Source organism: Staphylococcus sp. HMSC34G04 (assembly GCF_001838765.1).
GTDB classification, from domain to species: domain Bacteria; phylum Bacillota; class Bacilli; order Staphylococcales; family Staphylococcaceae; genus Staphylococcus; species Staphylococcus epidermidis.
In genome coordinates, this window is the sequence record NZ_KV838772.1 from 64,543 (window position 1) to 91,158 (window position 26,616).

The 26,616-nt window shown below is 32.2% G+C and carries 23 protein-coding genes; 20 read left to right on the plus strand and 3 right to left on the minus strand.

The window, feature by feature from the left end; translation table 11 throughout:
* Positions 1 to 99 precede the first annotated feature (99 nt).
* The 10 genes from HMPREF3241_RS11620 to HMPREF3241_RS11665 all read left to right on the plus strand — a co-directional run bounded on the left by HMPREF3241_RS11620 (position 100) and on the right by HMPREF3241_RS11665 (position 11,817).
* Positions 100 to 1,569 carry a nicotinate phosphoribosyltransferase gene (locus tag HMPREF3241_RS11620; protein WP_002447468.1) on the plus strand — a complete coding sequence of 490 codons (1,470 nt, stop codon included), beginning with the start codon at positions 100 to 102 and terminating at the stop codon, positions 1,567 to 1,569.
* A complete protein-coding gene (gene nadE, locus HMPREF3241_RS11625) occupies positions 1,562 to 2,389 on the plus strand; it encodes an ammonia-dependent NAD(+) synthetase (protein WP_002495661.1) in 828 nt (275 codons plus the stop codon). Before HMPREF3241_RS11620 ends, nadE begins: the two co-directional genes overlap by 8 nt.
* A gap of 74 nt (positions 2,390 to 2,463) precedes the next feature.
* On the plus strand, positions 2,464 to 3,090 hold the full coding sequence (locus tag HMPREF3241_RS11630) for a DUF2179 domain-containing protein (protein WP_002447466.1): 627 nt from the start codon (positions 2,464 to 2,466) through the stop codon (positions 3,088 to 3,090).
* Positions 3,074 to 3,253 (plus strand): NETI motif-containing protein, encoded by a 180-nt coding sequence (locus HMPREF3241_RS11635; protein WP_002447465.1) that lies wholly within the window; start codon positions 3,074 to 3,076, stop codon positions 3,251 to 3,253. The genes HMPREF3241_RS11630 and HMPREF3241_RS11635 overlap by 17 nt, the downstream gene beginning before the upstream one ends.
* A 410-nt stretch (positions 3,254 to 3,663) precedes the next feature.
* Positions 3,664 to 4,959 (plus strand): adenylosuccinate lyase, encoded by a 1,296-nt coding sequence (gene purB, locus HMPREF3241_RS11640; RefSeq protein ID WP_002447464.1) that lies wholly within the window; start codon positions 3,664 to 3,666, stop codon positions 4,957 to 4,959.
* Positions 4,960 to 5,083: 124 nt separating this feature from the next.
* Positions 5,084 to 5,386, plus strand: coding sequence for a YerC/YecD family TrpR-related protein (locus HMPREF3241_RS11645; protein ID WP_002458557.1), 303 nt, complete (start codon positions 5,084 to 5,086; stop codon positions 5,384 to 5,386).
* Positions 5,387 to 5,709: 323 nt separating this feature from the next.
* Positions 5,710 to 6,402, plus strand: coding sequence for a heptaprenylglyceryl phosphate synthase (locus HMPREF3241_RS11650; protein WP_002447864.1), 693 nt, complete (start codon positions 5,710 to 5,712; stop codon positions 6,400 to 6,402).
* Complete coding sequence (pcrA, locus tag HMPREF3241_RS11655) at positions 6,399 to 8,588, plus strand: DNA helicase PcrA (protein WP_002495660.1); 2,190 nt, start codon at positions 6,399 to 6,401, stop codon at positions 8,586 to 8,588. The genes HMPREF3241_RS11650 and pcrA overlap by 4 nt, the downstream gene beginning before the upstream one ends.
* 3 nt (positions 8,589 to 8,591) lie before the next feature.
* Positions 8,592 to 10,589 carry an NAD-dependent DNA ligase LigA gene (ligA, locus tag HMPREF3241_RS11660; RefSeq protein ID WP_002447461.1) on the plus strand — a complete coding sequence of 666 codons (1,998 nt, stop codon included), beginning with the start codon at positions 8,592 to 8,594 and terminating at the stop codon, positions 10,587 to 10,589.
* A gap of 19 nt (positions 10,590 to 10,608) precedes the next feature.
* Complete coding sequence (locus tag HMPREF3241_RS11665) at positions 10,609 to 11,817, plus strand: CamS family sex pheromone protein (protein WP_002447460.1); 1,209 nt, start codon at positions 10,609 to 10,611, stop codon at positions 11,815 to 11,817.
* 326 nt (positions 11,818 to 12,143) lie between these two features.
* On the opposite strand, the gene putP is transcribed toward HMPREF3241_RS11665, so the two are convergent.
* Positions 12,144 to 13,679 (minus strand): sodium/proline symporter PutP, encoded by a 1,536-nt coding sequence (gene putP / locus HMPREF3241_RS11670; RefSeq protein ID WP_002447458.1) that lies wholly within the window; start codon positions 13,677 to 13,679, stop codon positions 12,144 to 12,146.
* 378 nt (positions 13,680 to 14,057) lie between these two features.
* Here putP and gatC point away from each other — a divergent pair, with 378 nt between their 5' ends.
* From gatC to dinB, 7 genes are all read left to right on the plus strand, one after another.
* Positions 14,058 to 14,360, plus strand: a complete 303-nt coding sequence (gene gatC / locus HMPREF3241_RS11675; protein WP_001830435.1) for an Asp-tRNA(Asn)/Glu-tRNA(Gln) amidotransferase subunit GatC — start codon at positions 14,058 to 14,060, stop codon at positions 14,358 to 14,360.
* A 1-nt stretch (position 14,361) separates the two neighbouring features.
* Positions 14,362 to 15,819, plus strand: a complete 1,458-nt coding sequence (gene gatA, locus HMPREF3241_RS11680) for an Asp-tRNA(Asn)/Glu-tRNA(Gln) amidotransferase subunit GatA (protein WP_002447456.1) — start codon at positions 14,362 to 14,364, stop codon at positions 15,817 to 15,819.
* 12 nt (positions 15,820 to 15,831) lie between these two features.
* Entirely contained in the window at positions 15,832 to 17,259 is a 1,428-nt protein-coding gene (gatB, locus tag HMPREF3241_RS11685) for an Asp-tRNA(Asn)/Glu-tRNA(Gln) amidotransferase subunit GatB (RefSeq protein WP_002447455.1), read from the plus strand.
* Between the two features lie 224 nt (positions 17,260 to 17,483).
* Entirely contained in the window at positions 17,484 to 18,434 is a 951-nt protein-coding gene (locus HMPREF3241_RS11690; RefSeq protein ID WP_002447454.1) for a diacylglycerol kinase, read from the plus strand.
* Positions 18,435 to 18,523: 89 nt separating this feature from the next.
* Complete coding sequence (gene rlmD, locus HMPREF3241_RS11695; protein ID WP_002475853.1) at positions 18,524 to 19,894, plus strand: 23S rRNA (uracil(1939)-C(5))-methyltransferase RlmD; 1,371 nt, start codon at positions 18,524 to 18,526, stop codon at positions 19,892 to 19,894.
* Between the two features lie 143 nt (positions 19,895 to 20,037).
* Positions 20,038 to 20,580 (plus strand): DUF3267 domain-containing protein, encoded by a 543-nt coding sequence (locus HMPREF3241_RS11700; protein WP_002495658.1) that lies wholly within the window; start codon positions 20,038 to 20,040, stop codon positions 20,578 to 20,580.
* Between the two features lie 312 nt (positions 20,581 to 20,892).
* On the plus strand, positions 20,893 to 21,963 hold the full coding sequence (gene dinB / locus HMPREF3241_RS11705; protein WP_002447451.1) for a DNA polymerase IV: 1,071 nt from the start codon (positions 20,893 to 20,895) through the stop codon (positions 21,961 to 21,963).
* Between the two features lie 30 nt (positions 21,964 to 21,993).
* Here dinB and HMPREF3241_RS11710 read toward each other — a convergent pair whose 3' ends face one another.
* Positions 21,994 to 22,548 (minus strand): 3'-5' exonuclease, encoded by a 555-nt coding sequence (locus HMPREF3241_RS11710; protein ID WP_002447450.1) that lies wholly within the window; start codon positions 22,546 to 22,548, stop codon positions 21,994 to 21,996.
* A gap of 192 nt (positions 22,549 to 22,740) precedes the next feature.
* Complete coding sequence (ftnA, locus tag HMPREF3241_RS11715; RefSeq protein WP_002447449.1) at positions 22,741 to 23,238, minus strand: H-type ferritin FtnA; 498 nt, start codon at positions 23,236 to 23,238, stop codon at positions 22,741 to 22,743.
* A gap of 221 nt (positions 23,239 to 23,459) precedes the next feature.
* On the opposite strand from ftnA, the gene HMPREF3241_RS11720 reads away from it, so the two are divergent.
* The 3 genes from HMPREF3241_RS11720 to HMPREF3241_RS11730 all read left to right on the plus strand — a co-directional run bounded on the left by HMPREF3241_RS11720 (position 23,460) and on the right by HMPREF3241_RS11730 (position 26,477).
* On the plus strand, positions 23,460 to 24,773 hold the full coding sequence (locus HMPREF3241_RS11720; RefSeq protein ID WP_002447448.1) for a lipid II isoglutaminyl synthase subunit MurT: 1,314 nt from the start codon (positions 23,460 to 23,462) through the stop codon (positions 24,771 to 24,773).
* A 1-nt stretch (position 24,774) separates the two neighbouring features.
* On the plus strand, positions 24,775 to 25,500 hold the full coding sequence (locus HMPREF3241_RS11725; protein WP_001832482.1) for a lipid II isoglutaminyl synthase subunit GatD: 726 nt from the start codon (positions 24,775 to 24,777) through the stop codon (positions 25,498 to 25,500).
* Positions 25,501 to 25,940: 440 nt separating this feature from the next.
* Positions 25,941 to 26,477 carry an immunodominant staphylococcal antigen IsaB family protein gene (locus tag HMPREF3241_RS11730; RefSeq protein WP_002447446.1) on the plus strand — a complete coding sequence of 179 codons (537 nt, stop codon included), beginning with the start codon at positions 25,941 to 25,943 and terminating at the stop codon, positions 26,475 to 26,477.
* Positions 26,478 to 26,616 lie beyond the last annotated feature (139 nt).

The following is a 26,616-nucleotide window of genomic DNA, read 5'->3' on the forward strand; positions in this document are numbered from 1 at the left end:
TTTATTAAGAAATAAATGTAAATCAAACATGCAAGTACCTACTATATATGAATTATGATAAACTAATTGTAAATATTTAGGTCGATTGGAGAGGTTAATGTGTACCAATATAACGACGATAGCTTAATGTTACACAATGATTTATATCAAATTAATATGGCTGAAAGCTACTGGAATGATGGTATCCATGAAAGAATAGCTGTTTTTGATTTGTATTTTAGAAAAATGCCATTTAATAGTGGATATGCGGTATTTAACGGATTGAAACGCGTTGTGAATTTCATCGAAAACTTTGGGTTTACAAATGAAGATATCACATATTTAAAATCGATAGGTTATAAAGAAGATTTTCTAAACTACCTAAAAGATTTGAAATTTACTGGGAATATTAAATCTATGCAAGAAGGTGAAATTTGTTTTGGCAACGAGCCATTATTAAGAGTTGAAGCCCCTTTAATCCAAGCACAACTTATTGAAACTATTTTGTTAAATATCATTAATTTCCAAACATTAATTGCAACTAAAGCCAGTCGAATTCGTCAAATAGCAACTCATGACACTTTGATGGAATTTGGTACAAGAAGAGCTCAAGAAATTGATGCTGCACTGTGGGGCGCTAGAGCAGCCTTTATTGGAGGGTTTGATTCGACAAGTAATGTTAGAGCAGGAAAACTTTTTAATATACCTGTATCTGGCACACATGCACACGCACTAGTACAAACATATGGTGATGAGTACATAGCATTCAAAAAGTATGCTGAGCGACATAAAAATTGTGTGTTCTTAGTTGATACTTTCCATACTTTAAAATCAGGAGTACCAACCGCAATTAAGGTTGCGAAAGAGTTGGGAGATACTATTAATTTTATAGGTATCAGATTAGATTCTGGTGATATTGCGTATCTATCTAAAGAAGCCCGTAGAATGTTAGATGAGGCAGGTTTTACAGAAGCTAAAATTATCGCATCAAATGATTTGGATGAGCAGACTATTACAAGTTTAAAAGCACAAGGCGCTAAAGTTGACGCATGGGGAGTAGGTACAAAACTCATTACAGGATATGATCAACCAGCTTTAGGTGCAGTTTATAAATTGGTTTCTATTGAAACAGATGATGGCACAATGAGTGATCGCATTAAATTATCAAATAATGCTGAGAAAGTCACTACACCAGGCAAAAAAAATGTTTATCGTATCATTAATAACAAAACAGGCAAGGCTGAGGGCGACTATATCACGCTTGAAGGTGAAAATCCTAATGACGAATCTCCATTGAAAATGTTCCATCCTGTTCACACTTATAAAATGAAGTTTATTAAATCATTTAAAGCTGTTAATCTACATCAATCTATTTTTGAAAATGGCAAACTTGTATACCATCTTCCAGATGAATTTGAAGCTCAGGACTATCTTAAAAATAATCTAAATATTTTATGGGAAGAAAATAAACGATATCTTAACCCGCAAGATTATCCAGTAGATTTAAGCACTAAATGTTGGGAAAATAAGCATAAGCGTATTTTTGAAGTTGCTGAACACGTTAAAGAGATGGAGGATGAAAATGAGTAAATTGCAAGATGTTGTAGTTAATGAAATGAAAGTAAAAAAACAAATTGACAGTGTGAAGGAAATCCAAGAAATTAAGCAATTTATTAAAGCGTATGTAAAATCACATTCATTTATACAAACTCTTGTTCTTGGAATATCAGGCGGTCAAGACTCCACTCTAACAGGTAAGTTAGCACAATTAGCAGTAAATGAATTGAAGGAAGAGGGACGTAACTGTAAATTTATAGCAGTGAAATTACCTTATGGTGTGCAACAAGACGCTAATGAAGTAGAAGATGCACTTGAGTTTATTAATCCTGACATAACGTATACAGTTAATATTAAACCAGCAGTTGATCAGAGTGTTCAATCACTTAGTGAAGCAGGCATCAAACTTACTGATTTTCAAAAAGGTAATGAAAAAGCACGTGAACGAATGAAAGTTCAGTTTTCAATTGCTTCTAATACTCAAGGTATAGTTTTAGGAACTGATCACTCTGCCGAAAATATTACTGGATTTTACACTAAATATGGAGATGGTGCTGCGGACATTGCACCTATTTTTGGGTTAAATAAAAGACAAGGTAAGCAATTACTAGCTTATCTAGGAGCACCTAAACACCTTTATGAAAAAGTGCCAACAGCTGATTTAGAAGATGATAAACCTCAGTTACCAGACGAGGAGGCACTAGGCGTATCTTATCATGATATTGATGATTATTTAGAAGGTAAAGAAATTCCTGCAACTGCTCGTGAAACAATCGAAAAACATTATGTTAGAAATGCACATAAGCGTGAACTTGCTTATACACGATACTCATGGCCTAAAAATAACAAATGAAAATTTTATAAGTGACAAAATGATTGGCGACTGATAAAATAATCTGGATTTAAAAGTAAGAAAAGAGGAATAATATGTCAGCAATTGCTCAAAATCCATGGTTAATGGTCTTAGCAATTTTTATAATTAATGTATGTTATGTCACATTTTTAACAATGAGAACGATATTGACTTTGAAAGGTTATCGTTATGTTGCAGCAGTAGTTAGTTTTATGGAGGTCTTAGTTTATGTCGTTGGTTTAGGGTTAGTAATGTCTAGCTTAGACCAAATTCAAAATATTTTTGCTTATGCATTAGGGTTCTCCGTCGGTATTATAGTAGGAATGAAAATCGAGGAAAAACTTGCGTTGGGTTATACAGTTGTCAATGTTACTTCATCGGAATATGAGTTAGATTTACCAAATGAATTAAGAAATTTAGGATATGGTGTTACCCACTACGAAGCATTTGGTAGAGACGGAAGTCGAATGGTAATGCAAATATTAACACCAAGAAAATATGAATTAAAGTTAATGAATACTGTAAAGAACTTAGATCCTAAGGCATTTATTATAGCGTATGAACCAAGAAATATTCACGGAGGATTCTGGGTTAAGGGTGTACGTAAACGTAAACTGAAAGATTATGAACCAGAGCAATTGGAAGTTGTAGTAGATCACGAAGAAATAGTAGGTGGTAGCTCAAATGAGCAAAAAGTTTAGAGTTGAAGATCAAGAAACAATTGCAGATTGTCTCGACAGAATGAAAAAAGAAGGATTTATGCCAATACGTCGTATTGAGAAACCAGTTTATAAAGAGAACAAAGATGGCAGTATAGAGATTTTAAAACAGGATATTATATTTGTAGGTGCGTTAATCCAATAAATATGATTAACTATAGAATAATAAAGCCTAGGACATCCACTATTGTCCTAGGTATTTTTATGCATTGATTACTGATCATAATGTTAATGCCAGTCTTATATCAATTGCTTTTAGACACTTGGTGATTCAACTGAAAAGTGTTGTTCTAAAATTTTATAGGCAAAACGAGTTGAAAATTTCACACTAAGAATTAAATAAAGCATTATCTTACATCTAATTATAGTTTTTACTAGATTGTGTTTCTAGATTGATTCAAATAAAATAGTAATAACTAGATAAACACTTATACATTTTAATCAAGTTCTGTTAAACTATAGATGAAAGCTTAGAAACGAACTTTTCTTATAAAAAATGTGATAATGTACAGTTTTTGTAGGAGCTATAATACATACGATAGGAGTTTACAAAGAATGATAGAACGTTATTCAAGAGATGAAATGTCTAGTATTTGGACAGACCAAAATCGCTATGAAGCATGGTTAGAAGTAGAGATTCTAGCGTGTGAAGCATGGAGTGAGTTAGGTTATATTCCTAAAGAAGATGTAAAAAAAATTCGTGAAAATGCCAAGGTAAATGTTGAACGCGCTAAAGAAATTGAGCAAGAAACACGACACGATGTAGTTGCATTTACACGCCAAGTTTCTGAAACTTTAGGTGATGAACGTAAGTGGGTACATTATGGATTAACTTCCACTGATGTAGTTGACACTGCCTTAAGTTATGTAATTAAACAGGCAAATGAAATCCTTGAAAAAGATTTAGAAAGATTTATAGATGTATTAGCTGCCAAAGCTAAAAAATATCAGTATACATTGATGATGGGGCGTACACATGGTGTTCATGCTGAGCCTACAACTTTTGGCGTGAAAATGGCACTTTGGTATACTGAAATGAAACGTAATCTTAAGCGTTTTAAAGAAGTGCGTAAAGAAATAGAAGTAGGGAAAATGAGTGGAGCAGTAGGAACATTTGCCAATATTCCACCTGAAATTGAGGCTTACGTATGTGAACATTTAGGAATAGACACTGCAGCTGTTTCTACACAAACATTACAAAGAGATCGTCATGCTTATTACATTGCTACATTAGCACTGATTGCTACATCAATGGAAAAATTTGCAGTAGAAATTCGTAATTTACAAAAAACTGAAACTAGAGAAGTCGAAGAGGCATTTGCAAAAGGACAAAAAGGATCATCAGCTATGCCACATAAAAGAAATCCAATTGGTTCTGAAAATATTACAGGTATATCTCGTGTGATTCGAGGATATATTACTACTGCATACGAGAATATTCCTTTATGGCATGAAAGAGATATCTCTCATTCTTCTGCAGAACGTATCATGTTACCTGATGTGACAATTGCTCTAGATTATGCACTTAATCGATTTACGAATATTGTTGATCGACTTACAGTTTATGAAGATAATATGAGAAATAATATTGATAAAACGTATGGTTTAATCTTCTCACAACGCGTTCTACTAGCATTAATTAATAAAGGCATGGTACGTGAAGAAGCTTATGATAAAGTTCAACCTAAAGCAATGGAATCTTGGAAAACAAAAACACCATTTAGAGAGCTAATTGAACAAGATTCATCCATAACTGACGTTCTATCAACTGAAGAATTAGATGATTGCTTCGATCCTAAACATCATCTTAATCAGGTCGACACTATATTCGCACGTGCAGGTTTATCTTAATTAAATCAAATTTAATACAAGACAAATGATTCTAATTTCCTATACATTTTTCATGAAACTACTACACTTTAACGAATTAGTAAGTTAAAATAATGAGAGAATATTTGTATAGGGGTTGTTCGAGATGCAAATTGAAAAATTAAGAGGTCAGTCATTAGATGAATTATTTGATGCGATCTTAGCACTAGAAAACAGAGAAGAATGTTATCAGTTTTTCGATGATTTATGTACTGTAAATGAAATACAGTCATTATCTCAGAGACTTCAAGTTGCTAAAATGATTAAACAAGGTTATACTTATGCAACTATTGAAGAAGAGTCTGGTGCATCAACTGCAACGATTTCTAGAGTAAAGCGTTCGTTACAATGGGGTAATGATGCTTATACAATGATTTTGAATAGACTAAATATTGAAACAAAGGCATAAGAATGCATATATTTTCGTCTGATTTCACTGTTTCATTTAATACATTAATAGCTTTGAAAGATTTATTGAAATCTTTCAAAGCTATTTTTTAATGAAGCTAAATTTTTAAAGATAATTAATTTAAGCATTCTGTGTGAACTATTATAACGAATCCACACTGTATCTAGTTATTGAATTTAATAGCAAGATACTCATTTTTGCTTAAAGCATATGTTAAATTAAATATGACTTAAAATCATATATGATTAACTCATTTAGTCTTTAGAACTTAAAACTTAAAAATGCTATAATTTAGGGTATGTTAAATAAAGGAGTTTCATAAAATGTACGACATAACCAAGTGGAAACATATGTTTAAATTAGATCCGGCTAAATCAATTTCGGATGAAGATTTAGAGGCACTGTGTATGTCTAACACTGATGCAATAATTATTGGTGGGACAGATGATGTAACAGAAGATAATGTTATTCATTTAATGAGTAGAGTAAGACGTTATCCTTTACCACTTGTCTTAGAAGTTTCGAATGTAGAAAGTGTGATGCCTGGTTTTGATTTCTATTTTATTCCAACAGTCATGAATAGTAAGGATACAAAATATCATAACGAAATTTTGCTAGAAGCCCTTAAAAAATATGGACATGTGATTAATTTTGATGAAGTTTTTTTCGAGGGATATGTCGTTCTAAACGCGAATAGTAAAGTTGCAAAAATTACCAAAGCTTATACTCAATTAGATATAGAAGACGTCGAAGCATATGCACAAATGGCAGAAGAATTATATCGATTTCCAATTATGTATGTAGAATATAGTGGCACATATGGAGATGTTGATAAGGTTAGAGCGATTGCAAATATGCTTCAACATACGCAATTATTTTATGGCGGTGGTATAACAAACATTGACAAAGCTAAAGAAATGTCTAACATTGCGGATACCATTGTTGTTGGCGATATTATATATAACGACATTAAAAAAGCATTAAAAACTGTAAAGATAAAGGAGTCTAATAAATGAATGCGCTAGTAAAAAATATGAATTCAGAGCAAAGTGAAGCGGTTAGAACAACAGAAGGGCCATTACTTATTATGGCAGGTGCTGGATCAGGAAAGACACGTGTGTTAACACATCGCATTGCGTATTTATTAGATGAAAAAGATGTATCACCTTATAATATTTTAGCTATTACGTTTACAAATAAAGCAGCTAAAGAAATGAAGACACGTGTAGAACATCTTGTGGGAGAAGAAGCGCAAGTGATTTGGATGTCCACATTTCACTCCATGTGTGTAAGAATTCTGAGAAGAGATGCTGATCGTATTGGCATTGAAAGAAATTTCACTATCATTGATCCTACAGATCAAAAATCAGTGATTAAAGATGTATTGAAAAGTGAAAATATTGACAGTAAACGATTTGAGCCGCGTATGTTTATTGGTGCAATTAGCAATTTAAAAAATGAATTAAAAACACCTGAGGATGCTCAAAAAGAGGCGAATGATTTTCACTCTCAAATGGTTGCAACGGTATACAAAGGTTATCAAAGACAGTTATCACGTAATGAAGCACTCGACTTTGATGATTTAATTATGACAACTATTAATTTATTTGAACGAGTACCCGAAACTCTAGAATACTATCAAAATAAATTTCAATATATACATGTAGATGAGTATCAAGATACTAATAAAGCACAATATACTTTAGTAAAACTATTAGCAAACAAATTTAAAAATTTATGTGTTGTTGGTGATTCTGACCAATCTATTTATGGTTGGAGAGGAGCTGATATACAAAATATTTTATCTTTTGAAGAGGACTATCCTGAAGCAAAGACAATTTTCCTCGAACAGAACTATCGTTCAACTAAGAATATTTTAAATGCTGCAAATGAAGTTATAAAACATAATTCTGAACGAAAACCTAAAGGTCTATGGACTGCAAATTCTGGAGGAGACAAAATTCAGTATTATGAAGCTATGACTGAAAGAGATGAAGCAGAATACGTTGTTAAAGAAATAATGAAGCATCAACGCGGTGGTAAAAAATATAGTGAAATGGCTATATTATATAGAACAAATGCCCAATCACGTGTACTTGAGGAAACATTTATGAAATCAAATATTCCTTATACAATGGTTGGAGGTCAAAAATTCTACGACCGTAAAGAAATTAAAGATTTACTTAGTTATTTAAGGGTTATTGCTAATAGCAATGATGATATTAGTTTGCAACGTATTATTAACGTGCCTAAACGTGGTATTGGACCTTCATCTGTTGAAAAAATCCAAACCTATGCACTTCAAAATAATATAAGTATGTTTGACGCACTGGCTGAGGTAGATTTTATAGGTCTCTCTAAAAAGGTTACTCAAGAATGTATCAGCTTTTATGAAATGATTCAAAATTTAATCAAAGAACAAGAATTTCTCGAAATTAGTGAAATCGTAGATGAAGTACTACAAAAATCAGGCTATAAAGACATGCTTGATCGAGAACAAAGTATTGAATCACGAAGTCGATTAGAAAACTTAGATGAATTTATGTCTGTACCTAAAGATTATGAGGAAAATACACCTTTAGAGGAACAATCGCTTATTAATTTTCTAACAGATTTATCATTAGTTGCTGATATTGACGAAGCAGATACACAGAATGGTGTTACATTGATGACAATGCATTCAGCAAAAGGTCTTGAATTTCCTATAGTTTTTATTATGGGAATGGAAGAGTCGTTGTTCCCGCATATAAGAGCAATTAAAAGTGAAGATGATCATGAAATGGAAGAGGAACGTCGTATTTGTTATGTAGCAATTACACGAGCAGAAGAGTTGCTTTATATCACAAATGCAACGACCAGAATGTTGTTTGGTCGTTCTCAATCCAATATGCCATCTCGATTTTTAAAAGAAATCCCAGAAGACCTACTTGATAGTCATACCGGTCAAAAAAGACAAACTATATCTCCTAAATCTCAACCTAAAAGAGGGTTTAGTAAGCGTACGACATCAACTAAAAAACAAGTTTCCTCATCTGATTGGAAAGTAGGAGATAAAGTTATGCATAAAGCATGGGGTGAAGGGATGGTTAGTAACGTGAATGAAAAAAACGGATCTGTAGAGTTGGATATTATATTTAAATCAGAAGGTCCAAAACGATTATTAGCTCAGTTCGCACCAATAACAAAGAAGGAGGACTCATAGGGGATGCAAGATGTTAAAAAGCGTGTGGAAAAATTACATGATTTGTTGAATCAATATAGCTATGAATATTATGTACAAGATAATCCCTCAGTGCCTGACAGCGAGTATGATAAGTTATTACATGAGCTGATTGAAATTGAAGAAAAATATCCAGAATTCAAATCGACAGATTCTCCAACAGTGCGTGTGGGTGGCGAAGCCCAGTCTTCTTTTGAAAAAGTAAATCACGACACGCCGATGTTAAGTTTAGGTAATGCGTTTAATGAAGAAGATTTAAGAAAATTTGATCAACGTATTCGTGATAGTATTGGTCAGGTCGAATACATGTGTGAACTTAAAATAGATGGTTTGGCTGTTTCACTCAAATATGAAAATGGCCGTTTTGTCCAAGGACTTACACGTGGTGATGGTACGACAGGTGAGGATATAACTGAAAATCTAAGAACTATACATGCTATACCACTAAAAATTAAAGAACCTCTCAATTTTGAGGTCCGTGGGGAAGCTTATATGCCACGTCGTTCATTCATTCATTTGAATAATGAAAAAGAACAAAATGGTGAACAACCTTTTGCAAACCCACGAAACGCTGCTGCTGGTTCTTTAAGACAACTTGACTCTAAACTAGCTGCGAAAAGAAAATTAAGTGTCTTCTTATATAGTGTGAATGACCTAACCGAGTTTAATGCAACAACACAAAGTGAAGCGCTAGAGGAATTGGACCAACTAGGTTTTAAAACTAACCAAGAACGTGAACGAGTATCAGATATTGAGGGCGTACTTAATTATATAGAGAAATGGACAAGCAAAAGAGAATCTTTATCATACGATATTGATGGTATTGTTATAAAAGTTAACGATTTATCTCAACAAGAGGAAATGGGTTATACGCAAAAATCTCCAAGATGGGCGATTGCTTATAAATTTCCAGCTGAAGAAGTTATTACAAAATTATTGGATATCGAACTAAGTATTGGACGTACGGGTGTTGTGACACCAACTGCAATTCTAGAACCTGTAAAAGTAGCTGGTACTACAGTTTCAAGAGCCTCTCTTCATAATGAAGATTTAATACATGAAAGAGATATACGTATCGGAGATAGTGTTGTTATTAAAAAAGCCGGGGACATCATCCCTGAAGTTGTAAAAAGTATTTTAGATAGACGACCTAACGAATCGGAAATTTATCATATGCCAACACATTGTCCTAGTTGTGGACATGAATTAGTTCGTATTGAAGGAGAAGTTGCTTTACGTTGTATTAATCCAAAATGTCAGGCACAGCTTATTGAAGGACTTATACATTTCGTTTCAAGACAAGCGATGAATATAGATGGCTTAGGTACCAAAATTATTCATCAGCTATACGAAAATCAGCTAATCAAAGATGTCGCAGATATTTTCTATTTAAAAGAAGAAGATTTATTACCATTAGAGAGAATGGGAAAGAAGAAAGTTGATAATCTTTTATTAGCAATAGAAAAATCTAAAGAACGGTCATTAGAACATTTATTATTTGGACTAGGTATTAGACATTTAGGTGTAAAAGCTAGTCAAGTACTTGCTGAGCGATATGAAACGATGGATCAACTTTTTAAAGTAACAGAAAGTGAATTAATTGAAATTCAAGATATTGGAGATAAACTTGCACAATCTGTTGTAACATATCTCGAAAATAGTGATATTCGTTCATTAATTGAAAAATTAAGTAATAAAAATGTTAATATGTCTTATAAAGGAATTAAAACAACTGAAATTGATGGTCATCCTGATTTTAGTGGGAAAACAATTGTATTAACAGGCAAACTCGAGCAAATGACAAGAAATGAAGCATCTGAATGGTTGAAAATGCAAGGTGCTAAAGTTACAAATAGCGTGACTAAAAGTACTGATATTGTCATAGCTGGAGCAGATGCAGGGTCTAAATTAGCCAAAGCTGAGAAGTACGGTACTGAAATTTGGACTGAAGCAGCATTTATAGAAAAACAAAATGGAATCTAATAATTAGAGGAGTACGTGAATGAAGCGAACAATATTTTTACTCATGTCGATACTGTTATTATTAACGGCTTGCGGAGATGGACATAAACAAACTTCATCAGATAAAGAACAAAGTGAACATAAGGATAACCATAATAAAAATCAAGTGAAACAAATAGCGACTGATAAAAAAGTTCAAGGTGATAACTATAGAACTATATTGCCCTTTAAAGAAAGTCAGGCTCGTGGATTATTACAAGATAATATGGCAAATGGTTATAATGGAGAAGATTTTGAAAGTGGTTTACTAGAATTAAGTAAAGAAATCTTTCCAACAAATAAGTATTTATATCAAGATGGACAATATTTAGATAAAAAAACGATTAATGCATACTTAGATCCGAAATATACAAAAAAAGAAATTGACAAGATGAGCGAAAAAGAAAAGCAAAGCAAAAATGCTAATGAGAATCTTGGACTCAATCCATCTCACAATGGTGAAACAGATGAAGAGAAAATAGCTGAAAATTCTCCAGCCTATCTTTCAAATATACTCGAGCAGGATTTTTATGGAAACAGTGATTCTAAAGGTAAAAATATAAAAGGCATGTCAATTGGTTTAGCTATGAATAGTGTTTATTATTACAAAAAAGAGAAAGATGGCGAAACATATAGTAAAGATTTATCTGATAAAGAGATTGAAAAGCAAGGTAAACAGATGGCTAGTGAAATGCTCTCTCGTTTACGTGAGAATAGTGATTTAAAAGATATTCCTATTCATTTTGCTATCTATAAACAATCTAGTCAAGATTCCATTACACCAGGTGAATTTATAGTTGGTACTACAGTTGAAGAGGGTAAAACTAAAATTAACTCATGGGATAATATTAATGAAAAAGCAGCCTTAATTCCTTCGTCAACTGCAGCTGATTATGATGAAACGCTGAATAATAACTTTAAACAGTTTAATGATAATTTGCAATCGTATTTTTCAAACTTCACACAAGCAGTTGGTAAGGTTAAATTCGTAAATAAAAAAGCTAAACAACTTACAGTTGATTTGCCTATAGATTATTACGGACAGGCAGAAACGATAGGTATTACACAATATGTTACAGAACAAGCCGAAAAGTATTTTGATAAACTAGATGAGTATGAAATTAGAATCAAAGATGGAAATACTCCACGTGCTCTCATTAGTAAAACTAAAGACGATAAAGAACCACAAGTTCATATTTATCATAATTAGTTACCTATGAAGTATGACACCCATTTCATTGTATAGAAAAGAATAGGATAGAATTCAAATTAAGTTTACTGGTCAATCTAACACCAAAGGAATGTATTTGCAATTTGATATTATTGATAATTTTGACTCATTTTTCGAGTCGTCAATAAATTTAAATAAAAAAATTAGCTATGAAGAAATTTATATTGATAGATTTCTTCATAGCTATTTTCTTAAGTGAATGAAAGAAATTGACACTGTATATTAGAAAAGTATTTAAATTATACTTGTAATTGTTATTTAATTAATCAATTTTATAATGTTGATATAGTCTGATAATTGTACATTTATTCTTTAACGATGTGTTTAACTTTATTAAGATTTTCAATAACAACATCATCAGGTTTTTTTGTTAATTTACTTACGATGTACGTAATCAATACGCTAACTATGAAACCTGGTATAATTTCATACATACCAAAGAATGCATTGATTGTAGCCAAAGGTTTAATCCAAGAAATCCAAACAATAACAACTACAGCACCAGCTACCATTCCGCTAATAGCTCCTGTACGTGTTAAATCTTTCCAATACAAAGAGTAGAGTACTAAAGGACTAAAAGCAGCTCCAAAGCCAGCCCAAGCATTACCAACTAAATTTAATATTGTATCGTTTGGATGCCAAGCAATCGTAATAGCAACTATCGCAACAAGTAAAACTGATAATCGTCCAATCAAAACAAACTCTTTTTGGTGTGATGATGCTTTATCTGAACCTCTGATTAGTTTATAGAAATCTTCAGTTAAAGAACTTGATGTTACTAGTAATTGTGAAGAGATAGTACTCATTATTGCAGCAAGGATGGCTGCTAATAAAAATCCACCTACAAGCGGATGAAATAAAATTTGACTCATCACAATAAATAGTGTTTCAGGATCTTTTAATTTAATATGCTTTTCAGATATAAATGAAATTCCTGTTAATCCCACACCTATCGCTCCTAATAGACCGACCGCCATCCAACTTATTCCCAGACGTCTGGCTTTTGGTAGTAATTTATGTGATTTGATAGACATAAATCTTACTATAATATGTGGTTGACCAAAATATCCGAGTCCCCATGAAAATAATGAAACAATGCCTAAAATAGTGGTTCCTCTAAATAAATCTAAGTTTGTAGGTTTCATTTGAGCAACATCATGAAATGTATCCCAACCGTTGAGTTTAAGCATTGCAACGATAGGTACCATTACCATAGCAATAAGCATAATCACACCTTGAAAAAAATCAGTAATTGATACAGCTAAATAACCACCAAAGAAAGTGTAAAAAATAACTATAATAGCCACTATCAAAAGTCCTACGTGATAGTTTAATCCAAATGCACTTTCAAAGAGTTTTCCGCCAGAAACGAAACCTGAATGCGTATATAGAGTGAAAAAAACGACAATAATCAATCCTGAAATAATTTTAATAATATTCTTCTTATCATCTAGTCTATTTTTAAAAAAGTCTGGGAGTGTAATAGCATCTCCCGCAACCTCAGTAAATACACGTAGTCTTGGAGCAACAACAAAATAATTAATGTATGCACCTAAGGTTAATCCAATTGTTATCCAAATGGCGGATAAACCTGTACTGTAAACTGAACCTGGAAGTCCCATAATCATCCATCCAGACATATCAGAGGCACCAGCTGATAATGCTGTGATATATGGTCCGATACTACGCCCTCCCAACATAAATTCACTTAAGTTTCCAGTAGCTTGTCGATAACCATAGAAGCCGATAATTAGAAGGATTAAGAAATAGACAATAATCATAACGTAAGTCTGCCAATTTGCATCAATTTGATTACTGAGAGCTGTACCTAATGTAAACATAATTAACACTCCCTTTATTAAATAATGATATAAGATACATGTAATATTATACAATGTAACTAAATGTTCAGAAAAGTAAAACTTTTAATGGTAGTATTAAAAGTCTTTGATAAAAGGTGTTTAACCCTAAATGCGTCTTATGATTAATCAATATCTATTGCATAAATATGTACAAAATTATTATTAGAATTAAAATTTAATTCATCTATCATTTTAAGACATAGAGATGACAATTAGCGGTATTCATATGTAAAAGTTTATTAAACACCTTAAATATCAAGTGTTTATTTTGAGTAACTTATTCATAAATATTTAGATTTTTGGTTCGAAATTTGATACAATTTGGTGATGAATTAGTATTAAGGAGGCTTTTATTTAATGACTAAAGTTACACGTGAAGAAGTTGAACATATTGCTAATTTAGCTAGACTTCAAATTTCTTCTGAAGAAACAGAAGAAATGGCTAATACTTTAGAAAGTATTTTAGATTTTGCGAAACAAAATGATAGTGCCGATACAGAAGGTATTGAGCCAACTTATCACGTATTAGATTTACAAAACGTATTACGTGACGATAAAGCAATCGAGGGCATTCCTCAAGAATTAGCATTGAAAAATGCGAAAGAAACAGAAGATGGTCAATTTAAAGTGCCATCCATCATGAATGGGGAGGACGCTTAAGATGAGTATTCGTTTTGAATCTATCGAAAAATTAACTGAATTAATCAAAAATAAAGAAATTAAACCTTCTGATGTAGTAAAAGATATATACGCAGCTATTGAAGAAACTGATCCAACAATCAAGTCATTCTTAGCTTTAGATAAAGAAAATGCAATAAAAAAAGCCGAAGAATTAGATGAATTACAAGCTAAAGATCAAATGGATGGTAAACTATTTGGAATTCCAATGGGAATCAAAGATAATATCATCACAAAAGATGTAGAAACTACGTGTGCAAGTAAAATGTTAGAAGGATTTGTACCTATTTATGAATCCACTGTAATGAACAAACTACATGATGAAAACGCGGTATTAATTGGTAAATTAAACATGGATGAGTTTGCAATGGGTGGCTCTACAGAGACTTCATATTTTAAGAAAACATTAAATCCTTTCGATCACACAGCAGTACCAGGTGGATCTTCAGGTGGTTCTGCAGCAGCAGTTGCAGCAGGTTTAGTTCCTTTTAGTTTAGGGTCAGACACTGGTGGTTCTATTAGACAACCTGCATCTTATTGTGGCGTAGTTGGTATGAAACCGACTTATGGCCGTGTATCACGTTTTGGTTTAGTTGCATTTGCTTCTTCTTTAGATCAAATTGGACCAATCACGCGTAATGTTAAAGATAACGCATTAGTACTTGAGGCAATTTCCGGTGTTGATGCGAATGATTCTACAAGCGCACCTGTTGATGATGTAGATTTTACTTCTGATATTGGTAAAGATATTAAAGATCTTAAAATTGCATTACCTAAAGAATATTTAGGTGAGGGTGTAAGTGAAGAAGTGAAGACTTCTGTAAAAGAAGCGGTTGAAACGTTAAAATCACTTGGTGCTGAAGTTGACGAAGTCTCATTACCAAATACAAAATATGGTATTCCATCATATTATGTTATTGCGTCATCAGAGGCTTCAGCAAACTTAGCTCGATTTGATGGTATTAGATATGGATATCATTCTAAAGAAGCACAATCGTTAGAAGAATTATATAAAATGTCCAGATCGGAAGGATTTGGTGAAGAAGTCAAAAGACGTATCTTCTTAGGTACTTTTGCTTTAAGCTCAGGTTATTACGATGCATACTATAAAAAATCTCAAAAAGTTAGAACGTTAATTAAAAATGATTTTGACAAAGTATTTGAATCTTATGATGTTGTGGTTGGACCTACAGCACCTACAACAGCATTTAATATTGGCGAAGAAATTGATGATCCTTTAACTATGTATGCGAATGACTTATTAACTACACCAGTTAACCTTGCTGGTTTACCTGGTATTTCAGTTCCTTGTGGACAATCAAACGGACGCCCAATTGGTTTGCAATTAATTGGTAAACCTTTTGATGAAAAAACGTTATATCGTGTCGCTTATCAATTTGAAACACAATACAACTTACATGACGCATACGAAAATTTATAAGGAGTGGAAATCATGCATTTTGAAACAGTAATCGGACTTGAAGTTCATGTTGAGTTAAAAACGGACTCAAAAATGTTCTCTCCATCACCAGCACATTTTGGAGCTGAACCAAATTCAAATACAAATGTTATCGACTTAGCTTATCCAGGTGTGTTACCAGTAGTTAATAGACGTGCAGTAGATTGGGCAATGAGAGCTTCAATGGCATTAAATATGGATATTGCTACAAATTCTAAATTCGATCGTAAAAACTATTTCTATCCAGATAATCCAAAAGCATATCAAATTTCTCAGTTTGATCAACCTATTGGAGAAAACGGCTATATTGATATTGAAGTTGATGGAGAAACAAAACGTATCGGTATTACACGTCTTCATATGGAAGAAGATGCAGGTAAATCAACACATAAAGATGGATATTCTTTAGTAGACTTAAACCGTCAAGGTACACCATTAATTGAAATTGTATCTGAACCCGATATTCGTTCACCTAAAGAAGCATATGCTTACCTTGAAAAACTACGTTCAATCATTCAATATACGGGTGTATCTGATTGTAAAATGGAAGAGGGCTCCCTACGTTGTGATGCTAATATTTCACTTCGTCCATATGGTCAAAAAGAATTTGGTACAAAAACTGAATTGAAAAACCTTAACTCATTTAACTACGTTAAAAAAGGTTTAGAATATGAAGAAAAACGTCAAGAAGAAGAATTATTAAATGGTGGAGAGATTGGTCAAGAAACACGTCGATTTGATGAATCTACTGGTAAAACAATTTTAATGCGTGTGAAAGAAGGTTCAGATGATTACAGATATTTCCCTGAACCAGATATTGTACCATTGTATGTAGATGAAGATTGGAAAGCACGTGTGAGACAAACAATTCCAGAATTACCAGATGAACGTAAAGCTAAATACGTAAATGATCTTGGACTTCCAGAATATGATGCGCATGTATTAACATTAACTAAAGAAATGTCTGATTTCTTTGAAGGCGCAATTGACCATGGTGCAGATGTTAAACTTACTTCCAACTGGTTAATGGGTGGTGTTAACGAGTATCTTAATAAAAATCAAGTTGAATTAAAAGATACGCAACTAACTCCTGAAAATTTAGCTGGTATGATAAAATTAATAGAAGACGGAACAATGAGTAGTAAAATCGCTAAAAAAGTTTTTCCAGAACTAGCTGAAAATGGTGGAGATGCTAAACAAATTATGGAAGATAAAGGTTTAGTACAAATTTCTGATGAAGCAACATTACTTAAATTTGTAACTGATGCTTTAGATAATAATCCACAATCAATAGAAGATTATAAAAATGGTAAAGGTAAAGCTATGGGATTCTTAGTGGGTCAAATTATGAAAGCTTCTAAAGGTCAAGCTAACCCACAAAAAGTTAATAGCCTATTAAAACAAGAATTAGATAACCGTTAATTCGAAAATTATAATACTTTAAGCTTCTAACAAAGGATATGAACTTTGTTAGAAGCTTTTATTACTTTTGAAAAGTATAGGTATTAAGTTTCTTAATGTTTAAAATTACATATATTTTACCTTTGTAGTACCGAATAGTATAGAGAAATCGGAAATAAATACTTTTAACTGATGTATAAATCATATAATATAAGTAATGAGTATATGAATTTGAGGGATTAACTATGAGAAAACGTGCAAGAATTATATATAATCCAACATCAGGAAAAGAACTTTTTAAACGTGTATTACCAGATGCACTGATTAAACTTGAGAAAGCAGGTTATGAAACGAGTGCATATGCAACTGAAAAAATTGGTGATGCTACTTTTGAAGCTGAAAGAGCACTAGAAAATGAATATGATTTACTCATTGCAGCTGGAGGTGACGGTACGTTAAATGAGGTGGTCAATGGAATCGCCGAGCAACCCAATCGTCCTAAATTAGGTGTAATACCAATGGGAACCGTTAATGACTTTGGAAGAGCGCTTCATTTACCAAACGATATAATGGGAGCGATTGATGTAATTATTGATGGTCATACAACCAAGGTAGATATTGGAAAGATGAATAATCGTTATTTCATTAACCTAGCTGCAGGGGGAAAACTAACACAAGTATCTTACGAAACACCAAGTAAGTTGAAATCAATTGTAGGACCGTTCGCGTATTACATTAAAGGATTTGAAATGTTACCTCAAATGAAAGCGGTAGATGTACGTATCGAATATGATGATAATATCTTCCAAGGAGAAGCTTTACTATTCCTTCTAGGTTTAACGAATTCAATGGCTGGCTTTGAAAAATTAGTTCCAGATGCGAAGCTTGACGACGGTTATTTCACGTTAATTATTGTAGAAAAAGCAAATCTTGCTGAATTGGGCCATATTATGACATTAGCGTCTCGAGGTGAGCACACAAAGCATCCTAAAGTCATTTATGCTAAAGCGAAGTCTATTAATATTTCATCATTTACTGATATGCAACTTAATGTTGATGGTGAATACGGTGGGAAATTACCTGCAAATTTCCTTAATTTAGAACAGCACATAGAAATTTTCACACCTAAAGATGTATTTAACGAAGAACTATTAGAAAATAGTACAATACCTGATATTACGCCAGATAAGCAATGAAATTATTATGAATAGTTACGACATCAAATTTAAGGTTAGGAATGCCACATATTATATTCCTAACCTTTTTGTATGTGGGAGGGAAAAAATTGGAAACATTTAAGAAAAACGAAGTTAAAACGGGAAAGGTTATTGATTTAACTCATGAGGGACACGGAGTTGTTAAAGTTGATCGATATCCAATTTTTATTCCTAATGCTTTAATTGATGAAGAAATTAAATTTAAATTAATTAAAGTGAAAAAGAATTTTGCTATAGGAAAATTGATAGAGGTCATAAGTGAAAGTGATGATAGAGTGACACCGCCTTGTATTTATTATGCAAAGTGTGGTGGTTGTCAATTACAACATATGACATATAGAGCACAATTGGATATGAAAAGAGAACAAGTAGTTAATCTTTTTCACAGAAAAGGCCCTTTTGAGAATACCATCATAAAGGAAACTATTGGCATGGATAATCCTTGGCGTTACCGTAATAAATCTCAAATCCCTGTAGGTCAAGGTAACTCCAATCAAGTTATAATGGGATTCTATAGACAACGTAGCCATGACATTATAGATATGGATAGTTGTCTTATACAAGATAAACAACATCAAGAAGTAATGAATCGAGTGAAGTACTGGCTCAATGAATTAAATATATCTATATATAACGAAAAAGCGAAAACAGGTTTAATACGTCATTTAGTAGTAAGGACTGGTTATCATACCGATGAAATGATGGTTATCTTTGTTACAAATGGAGCAACATTTAAACAATCAGAACTGTTAGTAAACAAGCTGAAAAAAGAATTTCCAAATATAACAAGTATTAAACAGAATATAAACAATAGCCATTCTAATGTTATTATGGGGCGTCAATCAATGACTTTATATGGTAAAGACAAAATTGAAGACCAATTAAGTGAAGTAATTTATCATATTTCTGATTTATCATTTTATCAAATTAACTCATCACAAACTGAAAAACTTTATCAGCAAGCTCTGAATTATGCTCAATTAACAGGAAAAGAAATAGTATTGGATACGTATTGTGGTATAGGAACGATTGGGCTATATATGGCACCACTAGCCAAACATGTTTATGGAGTAGAAGTTGTTCCGCAAGCCATAAAAGATGCGGAAGACAATGCGACTAAAAACCAACTAAAAAATACGACTTTCGAATGTGGAAAAGCAGAAGATGTTATCTTAACATGGAAATCACAAGGGATTAAACCTGACGTAGTCATGGTAGATCCACCTAGAAAAGGATGCGATGAAACTTTCTTAACTACTCTTTTAAAATTAAATCCGAAAAGAATTGTTTATATATCATGTAACCCTTCAACACAACAAAGAGATGCGCAAATATTGGCTGAACAATACGAGTTAGTAGAAATTACACCAGTTGATATGTTTCCACAAACAACACATATTGAGACTGTAGCTTTATTTGTACGTAAAGACGAAGAGTGAATTTAATAGAAGTCAATTCATTATTATTTTGAAGTGATTGTTAAGATTGTATTACAGGCAACTTACTTTATTGAAAAAGGTCTTTTTTAGCTATAATAAAAATTGTATACTATTTTTGAAAATAGAGAACTGGAGGGGTGAATGTGCATAAAATAGATTTATCAGGCAATAAATTTCAAATCCAACGATTTGTTCTGTTACAAATTGTATTGGCGCTATTTACAATACTATTTACTTATAAATGGGCTTATCAAACAACACATATCATTGAACAAAATCTTGTCATTAATCTTATTTTGGGCTTTGTAGGTTTCGCAGTGTTAGTTATTTTGCACGAGTTTATCCATCGTATTTTGTTCATTATATTTTCTAAAGGTGAAAAACCATCTTTAAAATATGATAAAAACAAAATTATTGTACAGTTCTCTCAGACTTGTTTTCATCGATGGCAATTTACAATTATCATGATAGCACCACTTGTTATCATAAGTGCGACCTTACTAGCACTTATTCAAATATATTCCTTCTCATCTTTAATCTTTATGTTTAGTATACATACAAGTTATTGCATGATAGATGTGTTTTTAGTAGCATTGGCATTACAAAGCAAATTCAAATATATACAAACTTATGGAGAAGGTTTGTATCTTTATCAACAAAAGCCCACTCAAACCTATTATGAATAATCACTAATTATACTGAAAAGCGCATATATTAAAGTTGATAATTGATTTAAAAATTTCATTTCTTATTTTTCAACTCGTTTCCATCGTAATAAACAAATATCTCATTAAAATATGCAACTACATTCACATAACCACTTATGTAGGAAAGGATAGGACTATGAATTTATTCTAAAATTGTAGTCCTATTTTTTGCTATTACATTAAGTAAATAAATAATACAAGTATTATCATGTGCACAATACATGTAAAGATAAAACTGATGGCGTATAATAGTATAAAGCTATTTTTTGGAAGACATAGTGAGGTGAGTCGATGACTGAAAGAAGAATTATTCATATAGATATGGATTATTTTTTTGCTCAAGTTGAAATGAGAGATAATCCTAAATTAAAAGGAAAACCTGTCATCGTTGGTGGTAAAGCGAGTCATCGAGGCGTTGTTTCTACGGCATCATACGAAGCAAGAGCTTATGGTGTTCACTCTGCTATGCCTATGACTCAAGCACATAAACTGTGCCCCAATGGCTATTATGTAACAAGCCGTTTTGATGCTTATAGAGAGGTATCTGGTCAAATCATGGAAATATTCAGAAGTTATACAGAATTAGTAGAACCTATGTCTTTAGATGAAGCTTATTTAGATATTACACATTTAGTGAGACCGGATTTATCAGCATCAACTATTGCAAATTATATTCGCAGAGATATATACGAAGTAACACGTTTAACTGCGTCAGCTGGCGTGTCTTATAATAAGTTTTTAGCTAAGTTAGCGAGTGGTATGAACAAGCCAAATGGTTTGACAGTTATTGATTACAATAATGTACATGAAATATTAATGCAATTAGATATTGGAGATTTCCCAGGGGTAGGCAAAGCGTCGAAGAAAAAAATGCATCAACATCATATATATACAGGTCAAGATTTATATAATAAAGATGAATTTGAATTAATACGCTTGTTCGGTAAAAGAGGACGAGGTTTGTATAATAAAGCTCGAGGTATAGACCATAATGAAGTAAAGGCGAGTAGAGTTCGTAAATCTGTTGGGACTGAAAGGACATTTTCTACAGATGTTAATGATGATGATGTTATTTTAAGAAAAATAAGAGAGCTTTCAGGAAAAACAGCAGAGCGTTTAAATAAAATTCAAAAATCAGGTAAAACAGTCACTGTAAAGATAAAGACTTATCAATATGAAACAATCTCAAAACAAAAAAGTTTGAGAGATCCTATTCGTACTGAAACTGATATTTATAATATTGCATATACTTTATATAACGACTTAAAAGATCCAGAGATTCCGATTCGATTAATAGGTGTTACGGTCGGGAGTTTAGAGCAATCTGATTTTAAAAATTTAACAATATATGATTTTATTTAAATGGCTGATGAACACAGGTTAAGTGGACAATCAGCCTTTATCTTTAAGATTTTTTCCATATATACTTAACATGCTTTGAAGATCATCATAATGTTTCAATAAGCGGTAGGTAATCATTGCACAAGCTTTAGCATCATTTAACGCATCATGATGACCGTGAAAATCTAAATGGTAATGGTTCATTAAATGTTTTAGTCCATATCGATATGCATTAATTGTTCGTTTAGCTAATTGATATGAACAAAAGTATGTCAAAGAAGGAGTATCTATATTAAGACTTTTTAAACTTTGATGTAACACATTCATGTCAAAAGCAGCATTATGGGCAACAACAGGAAGTTGATCAATAAATTGTAACATATATGGATAGACATGCTTGAATCCAGGAGCATCTTGCACATCTTCGGGGTGGATGCCGTGTACATTAATATTTGTTTCAGTAAAGTAGTCAAAAGGATTCACAAGGGTATGAAATGACTCTGTTATTTGATTATCAATAACTTTGACCATTCCTACAGAGCATATGCTTGTTCGTTTACCGTTAGCAGTTTCAAAGTCCAGTGCAACAAATGCATTTTGTGCCATTATTTCATTCCTTTCAATTATTTTTGGTTATGTGAGTATTTAATGTCAATATTTTATTACAATAACAATTTTATAGATAGTAAAACGGGTTAAAACAAATGATTTATGCATTAAAAAAACCCTTAAATCATTTATCTTTGAGGAGATTTAAGGGTAAATAACACAATATTTAGGAATAAGTTATTGTAATTATTACTCGTTGAATGAACGCGCTGCTAATTCTTTTTCATATAAGTAAAGTGTATTACAATCGTCACCAATACGAGTAAGGTAATCTATATGAGTTTCAAATGTAGATTCCTCTTCAACTTGTTCATCTAAGAACCAGTTTAAAAATGAAATTGTAGCATAATCTTTATCATTCCGAGCTAATTCCGATAGATTATAGAAACGTTGAGTAACATCACGTTCTTGAGCTAAACTATCTTTAAATGTTTCTAAAATAGAAGAAAATTCTACTTTAGGAGCTTTAATTGTATCAAAAATAGCATGTTCGCCACGATCATTGATATAGTCATAGATTTTTTTACCGTGGAAACGTTCCTCTTTAGCTTGTTCTATATAAAAATTTGCAAATCCGTCATAAGATTCTTTGTCACAGTATGCCGCCATTGCCATATATGCGTGCGCTGCAAAATATTCTTGATTCATCTGTTCATTTAAAGCTGCTAATAGTTCTTTACTTAACATCTTCAATCACCCCGTATAAATAAAAATAAGATTCTTGTATATTATAACAAAACATTTCTCAATAGCAAATAATAATTATTCTAATCTATAAGTAGTGATTATCGTTTTTATTAATAATTATTCTAATTTGTGAAATGAATAGCACATCTTAGATGAGAATCTTTTTTGTTATACCCTTTACGTGTTATAATTACTCGAGTGCAAATTGGAGGAGGAAACGCATGAGACAATGGACTGCAACCCACATGGCTAAGTTAGCAAGGAAAGCAAGTATAGCTGTAGGTAAAAAGGGTACAGACTTGCCGGGACAGATTGCAAGACGTGTGGATCATAATATTTTAAGAAAATTAGCTAAACAAGTAGATGACATTGTTTTTATTAGTGGGACTAATGGTAAAACGACTACATCTAACTTAATTGGACATACTTTAAAGAAAAATCAAATAAACATTATTCACAATAATGAAGGGGCAAATATGGCAGCAGGGATAACTTCTGCTTTCATTATGCAAAGCTCTAAGGATACTAATATTGCGATAATTGAAATAGATGAAGGATCTATACCACGTGTTTTAAACGAAATTACACCCTCTATGATGGTGTTTACAAATTTCTTTAGAGATCAAATGGATCGATTTGGTGAAATCGATATTATGGTTGATAATATTGCAAAATCAATAAGTAACAAAGGGATAAAATTATTATTAAATGCAGATGATCCGTTTGTGAGTCGTTTGAAAATTGCAAGTCATTCCATTGTGTATTACGGAATGAAAAAATTTGCACATGAATTTGAACAAAGTACAATGAATGAAAGTAAATATTGTCCTAATTGTGGACGATTATTGCAATATGACTATATACATTATAATCAAATTGGACATTATCACTGTGAGTGTGGATTTAAACGAGAAGTACCTACATATGAAGTGTCATCATTTGAAGCTTCACCATTCTTAAAAATGATAATAAACCAAAGTGAGTTTAATATGAAAATTGCAGGAGATTTTAATTCTTATAATGCAATAGCAGCTTATACCGTATTAAGAGAATTGGGATTAAATGATGATGCAATACGCAAAGGTTTTGAAACATATACGTCTGATAATGGTCGAATGCAGTATTTTTCAAAAAATAAGAAGGAAGCTATGATTAATCTAGCAAAAAATCCAGCTGGAATGAATGCAAGCCTATCAGTAGGCGAACAAATTGATGATAAAAAAGTTTATGTGATTAGTCTTAATGACAACGCGGCAGATGGTCGAGATATTTCATGGATATACGATGCTGACTTTGAAAAGTTGGCTACCCAAGATATCGAAGCTATCATTGTAAGTGGTACACGTGCTGAGGAACTACAATTACGTCTCAAACTTGCTGAAGTTGAAGTGCCTATTAAGGTTGAAAAGGATATCTACAAAGCGACTGCATTAACTATGAAATACAGTTCATTTACGGTAGCAATTCCAAACTATACATCATTAACACCAATGCTTGAACAACTTAATCGCTCATTTGAAGGAGGGCAATCGTAAGATGAATGAACTAACGGTTTATCATTTCATGTCAGATAAGCTTAATTTATACAGTGATATTGGTAATATCATGGCATTAAAACAAAGAGCTAAAAAAAGAAATATTAAGATAAATGTTAAAGAAATCAATGAGACTGAAGGAGTCACATTTGATGATTGCGATATTTTCTTCATTGGTGGTGGGAGTGATAGGGAACAAGCGCTTGCCACAAAGGAATTAAGTAAGATTAAAACGTCGTTAAAAAATGCAATTGAAGATGGTATGCCTGGGTTAACTATATGCGGTGGTTATCAATTTTTAGGTCATAAGTATATTACTCCTGATGGTACCGAGTTAGAAGGATTGGGTGTTCTTGACTTCTATACCGAGTCTAAAAAAGAACGCTTAACTGGAGATATCATTATAGAGAGTGATACTTTTGGCACGATTGTTGGATTTGAAAATCATGGTGGTAGAACATATCATCCGTATGGAACATTAGGTCGAGTAACGTATGGTTATGGTAATAATGATAACGATCGAAAAGAAGGTATACACTATAAAAATCTATTAGGTTCTTATCTTCACGGCCCAATTTTACCAAAAAATCATGAAATAACTGATTATCTACTTGAGAAAGCATGTGAAAGAAAAGGCATACTATTTGAGCCTAAAAAGATTGATAACACCGAGGAAGAAGCTGCTAAGCAAGTTCTGATTAAACGTGCAAAAGAAAATAAAAAATAACTCAATACAACTTAATTTTTAATAATGATTGTTAATCATGACGATAATTGATTATTAGTATAAAGACTTATCATATTAATGCCTCTAGAACATCAATGCATGTTCTAGAGGCATTTTAACGTATTAGCAGCCATTGACTGAATTGTAAATAACTTATGAAGATGTTAATTAATAAAAGGTCAGGAACGAAGTGATGAGCATTTTCTTCTAAAACGCTAAAGAAAATGTGGAAAGTGGGATGTGTTGAGATGAAAAAAACAATTTCTTCTATATGAATACGTAGCACCTTTTGATATACATTTAGGAAACGTTAATGTTCATTGACCTTGAAACATTGACACTCAAGTGCTAATTTCTATTATCTACGAAAAAAATACTTTGAAACATATAATAGTTGTTAAACTGTAATTGAACCATACAATAAATATAGGAGTGAAAATATGAAGATTTTTAAATTGACGTCATTGACTCTAGCTGCTTTAACGTTAGCCTTTCCGTTTTCACATGTTGCACAAGCACATACTTACTTAGAAAAGCATCATCAAACAAACGAAACCAAACAATCTCATAGCTTTTCATTAGAAGGTGAGGCAGGTAAAAATCCAACATTTTTAACTCAACCTCAATTTATTACTTCTCTAGATAATGGTCATTTAAATATTAATGGTTATCAGATTCAACAAGATGATACTAATGATATTGAATACAAAAAGATTTATGATCAAGAAATCAGAGCTACAAGCAATCATACAGCGATAAGTGTACGTTTCAGTATTAATAATCAATCACTATCACTTGAAAGTATGAAAGATGCATACCCAAAAGAGAGATTGAATCATATTCCACATACAAGCAGTGATTCACAATATCCAGAAGACGGTATATATGTGTATCATGGTAAAATGATTAAATTACAATACAAAGTGACACAAGGATTTGTTACGAGCGTGACGATAGGTGAAGGTGTAGACGAATAGTTTGCCAAACATTCAAATTTAAAGCGTTAACGAGATTTATGCGTATATTTATATGTATCAAGAAAGCCGTAGATAAACTTTGTTCTACGGCTTTGTATCATATTTAATTATTTTTTGAATAGGTAATAAAGTAATTATT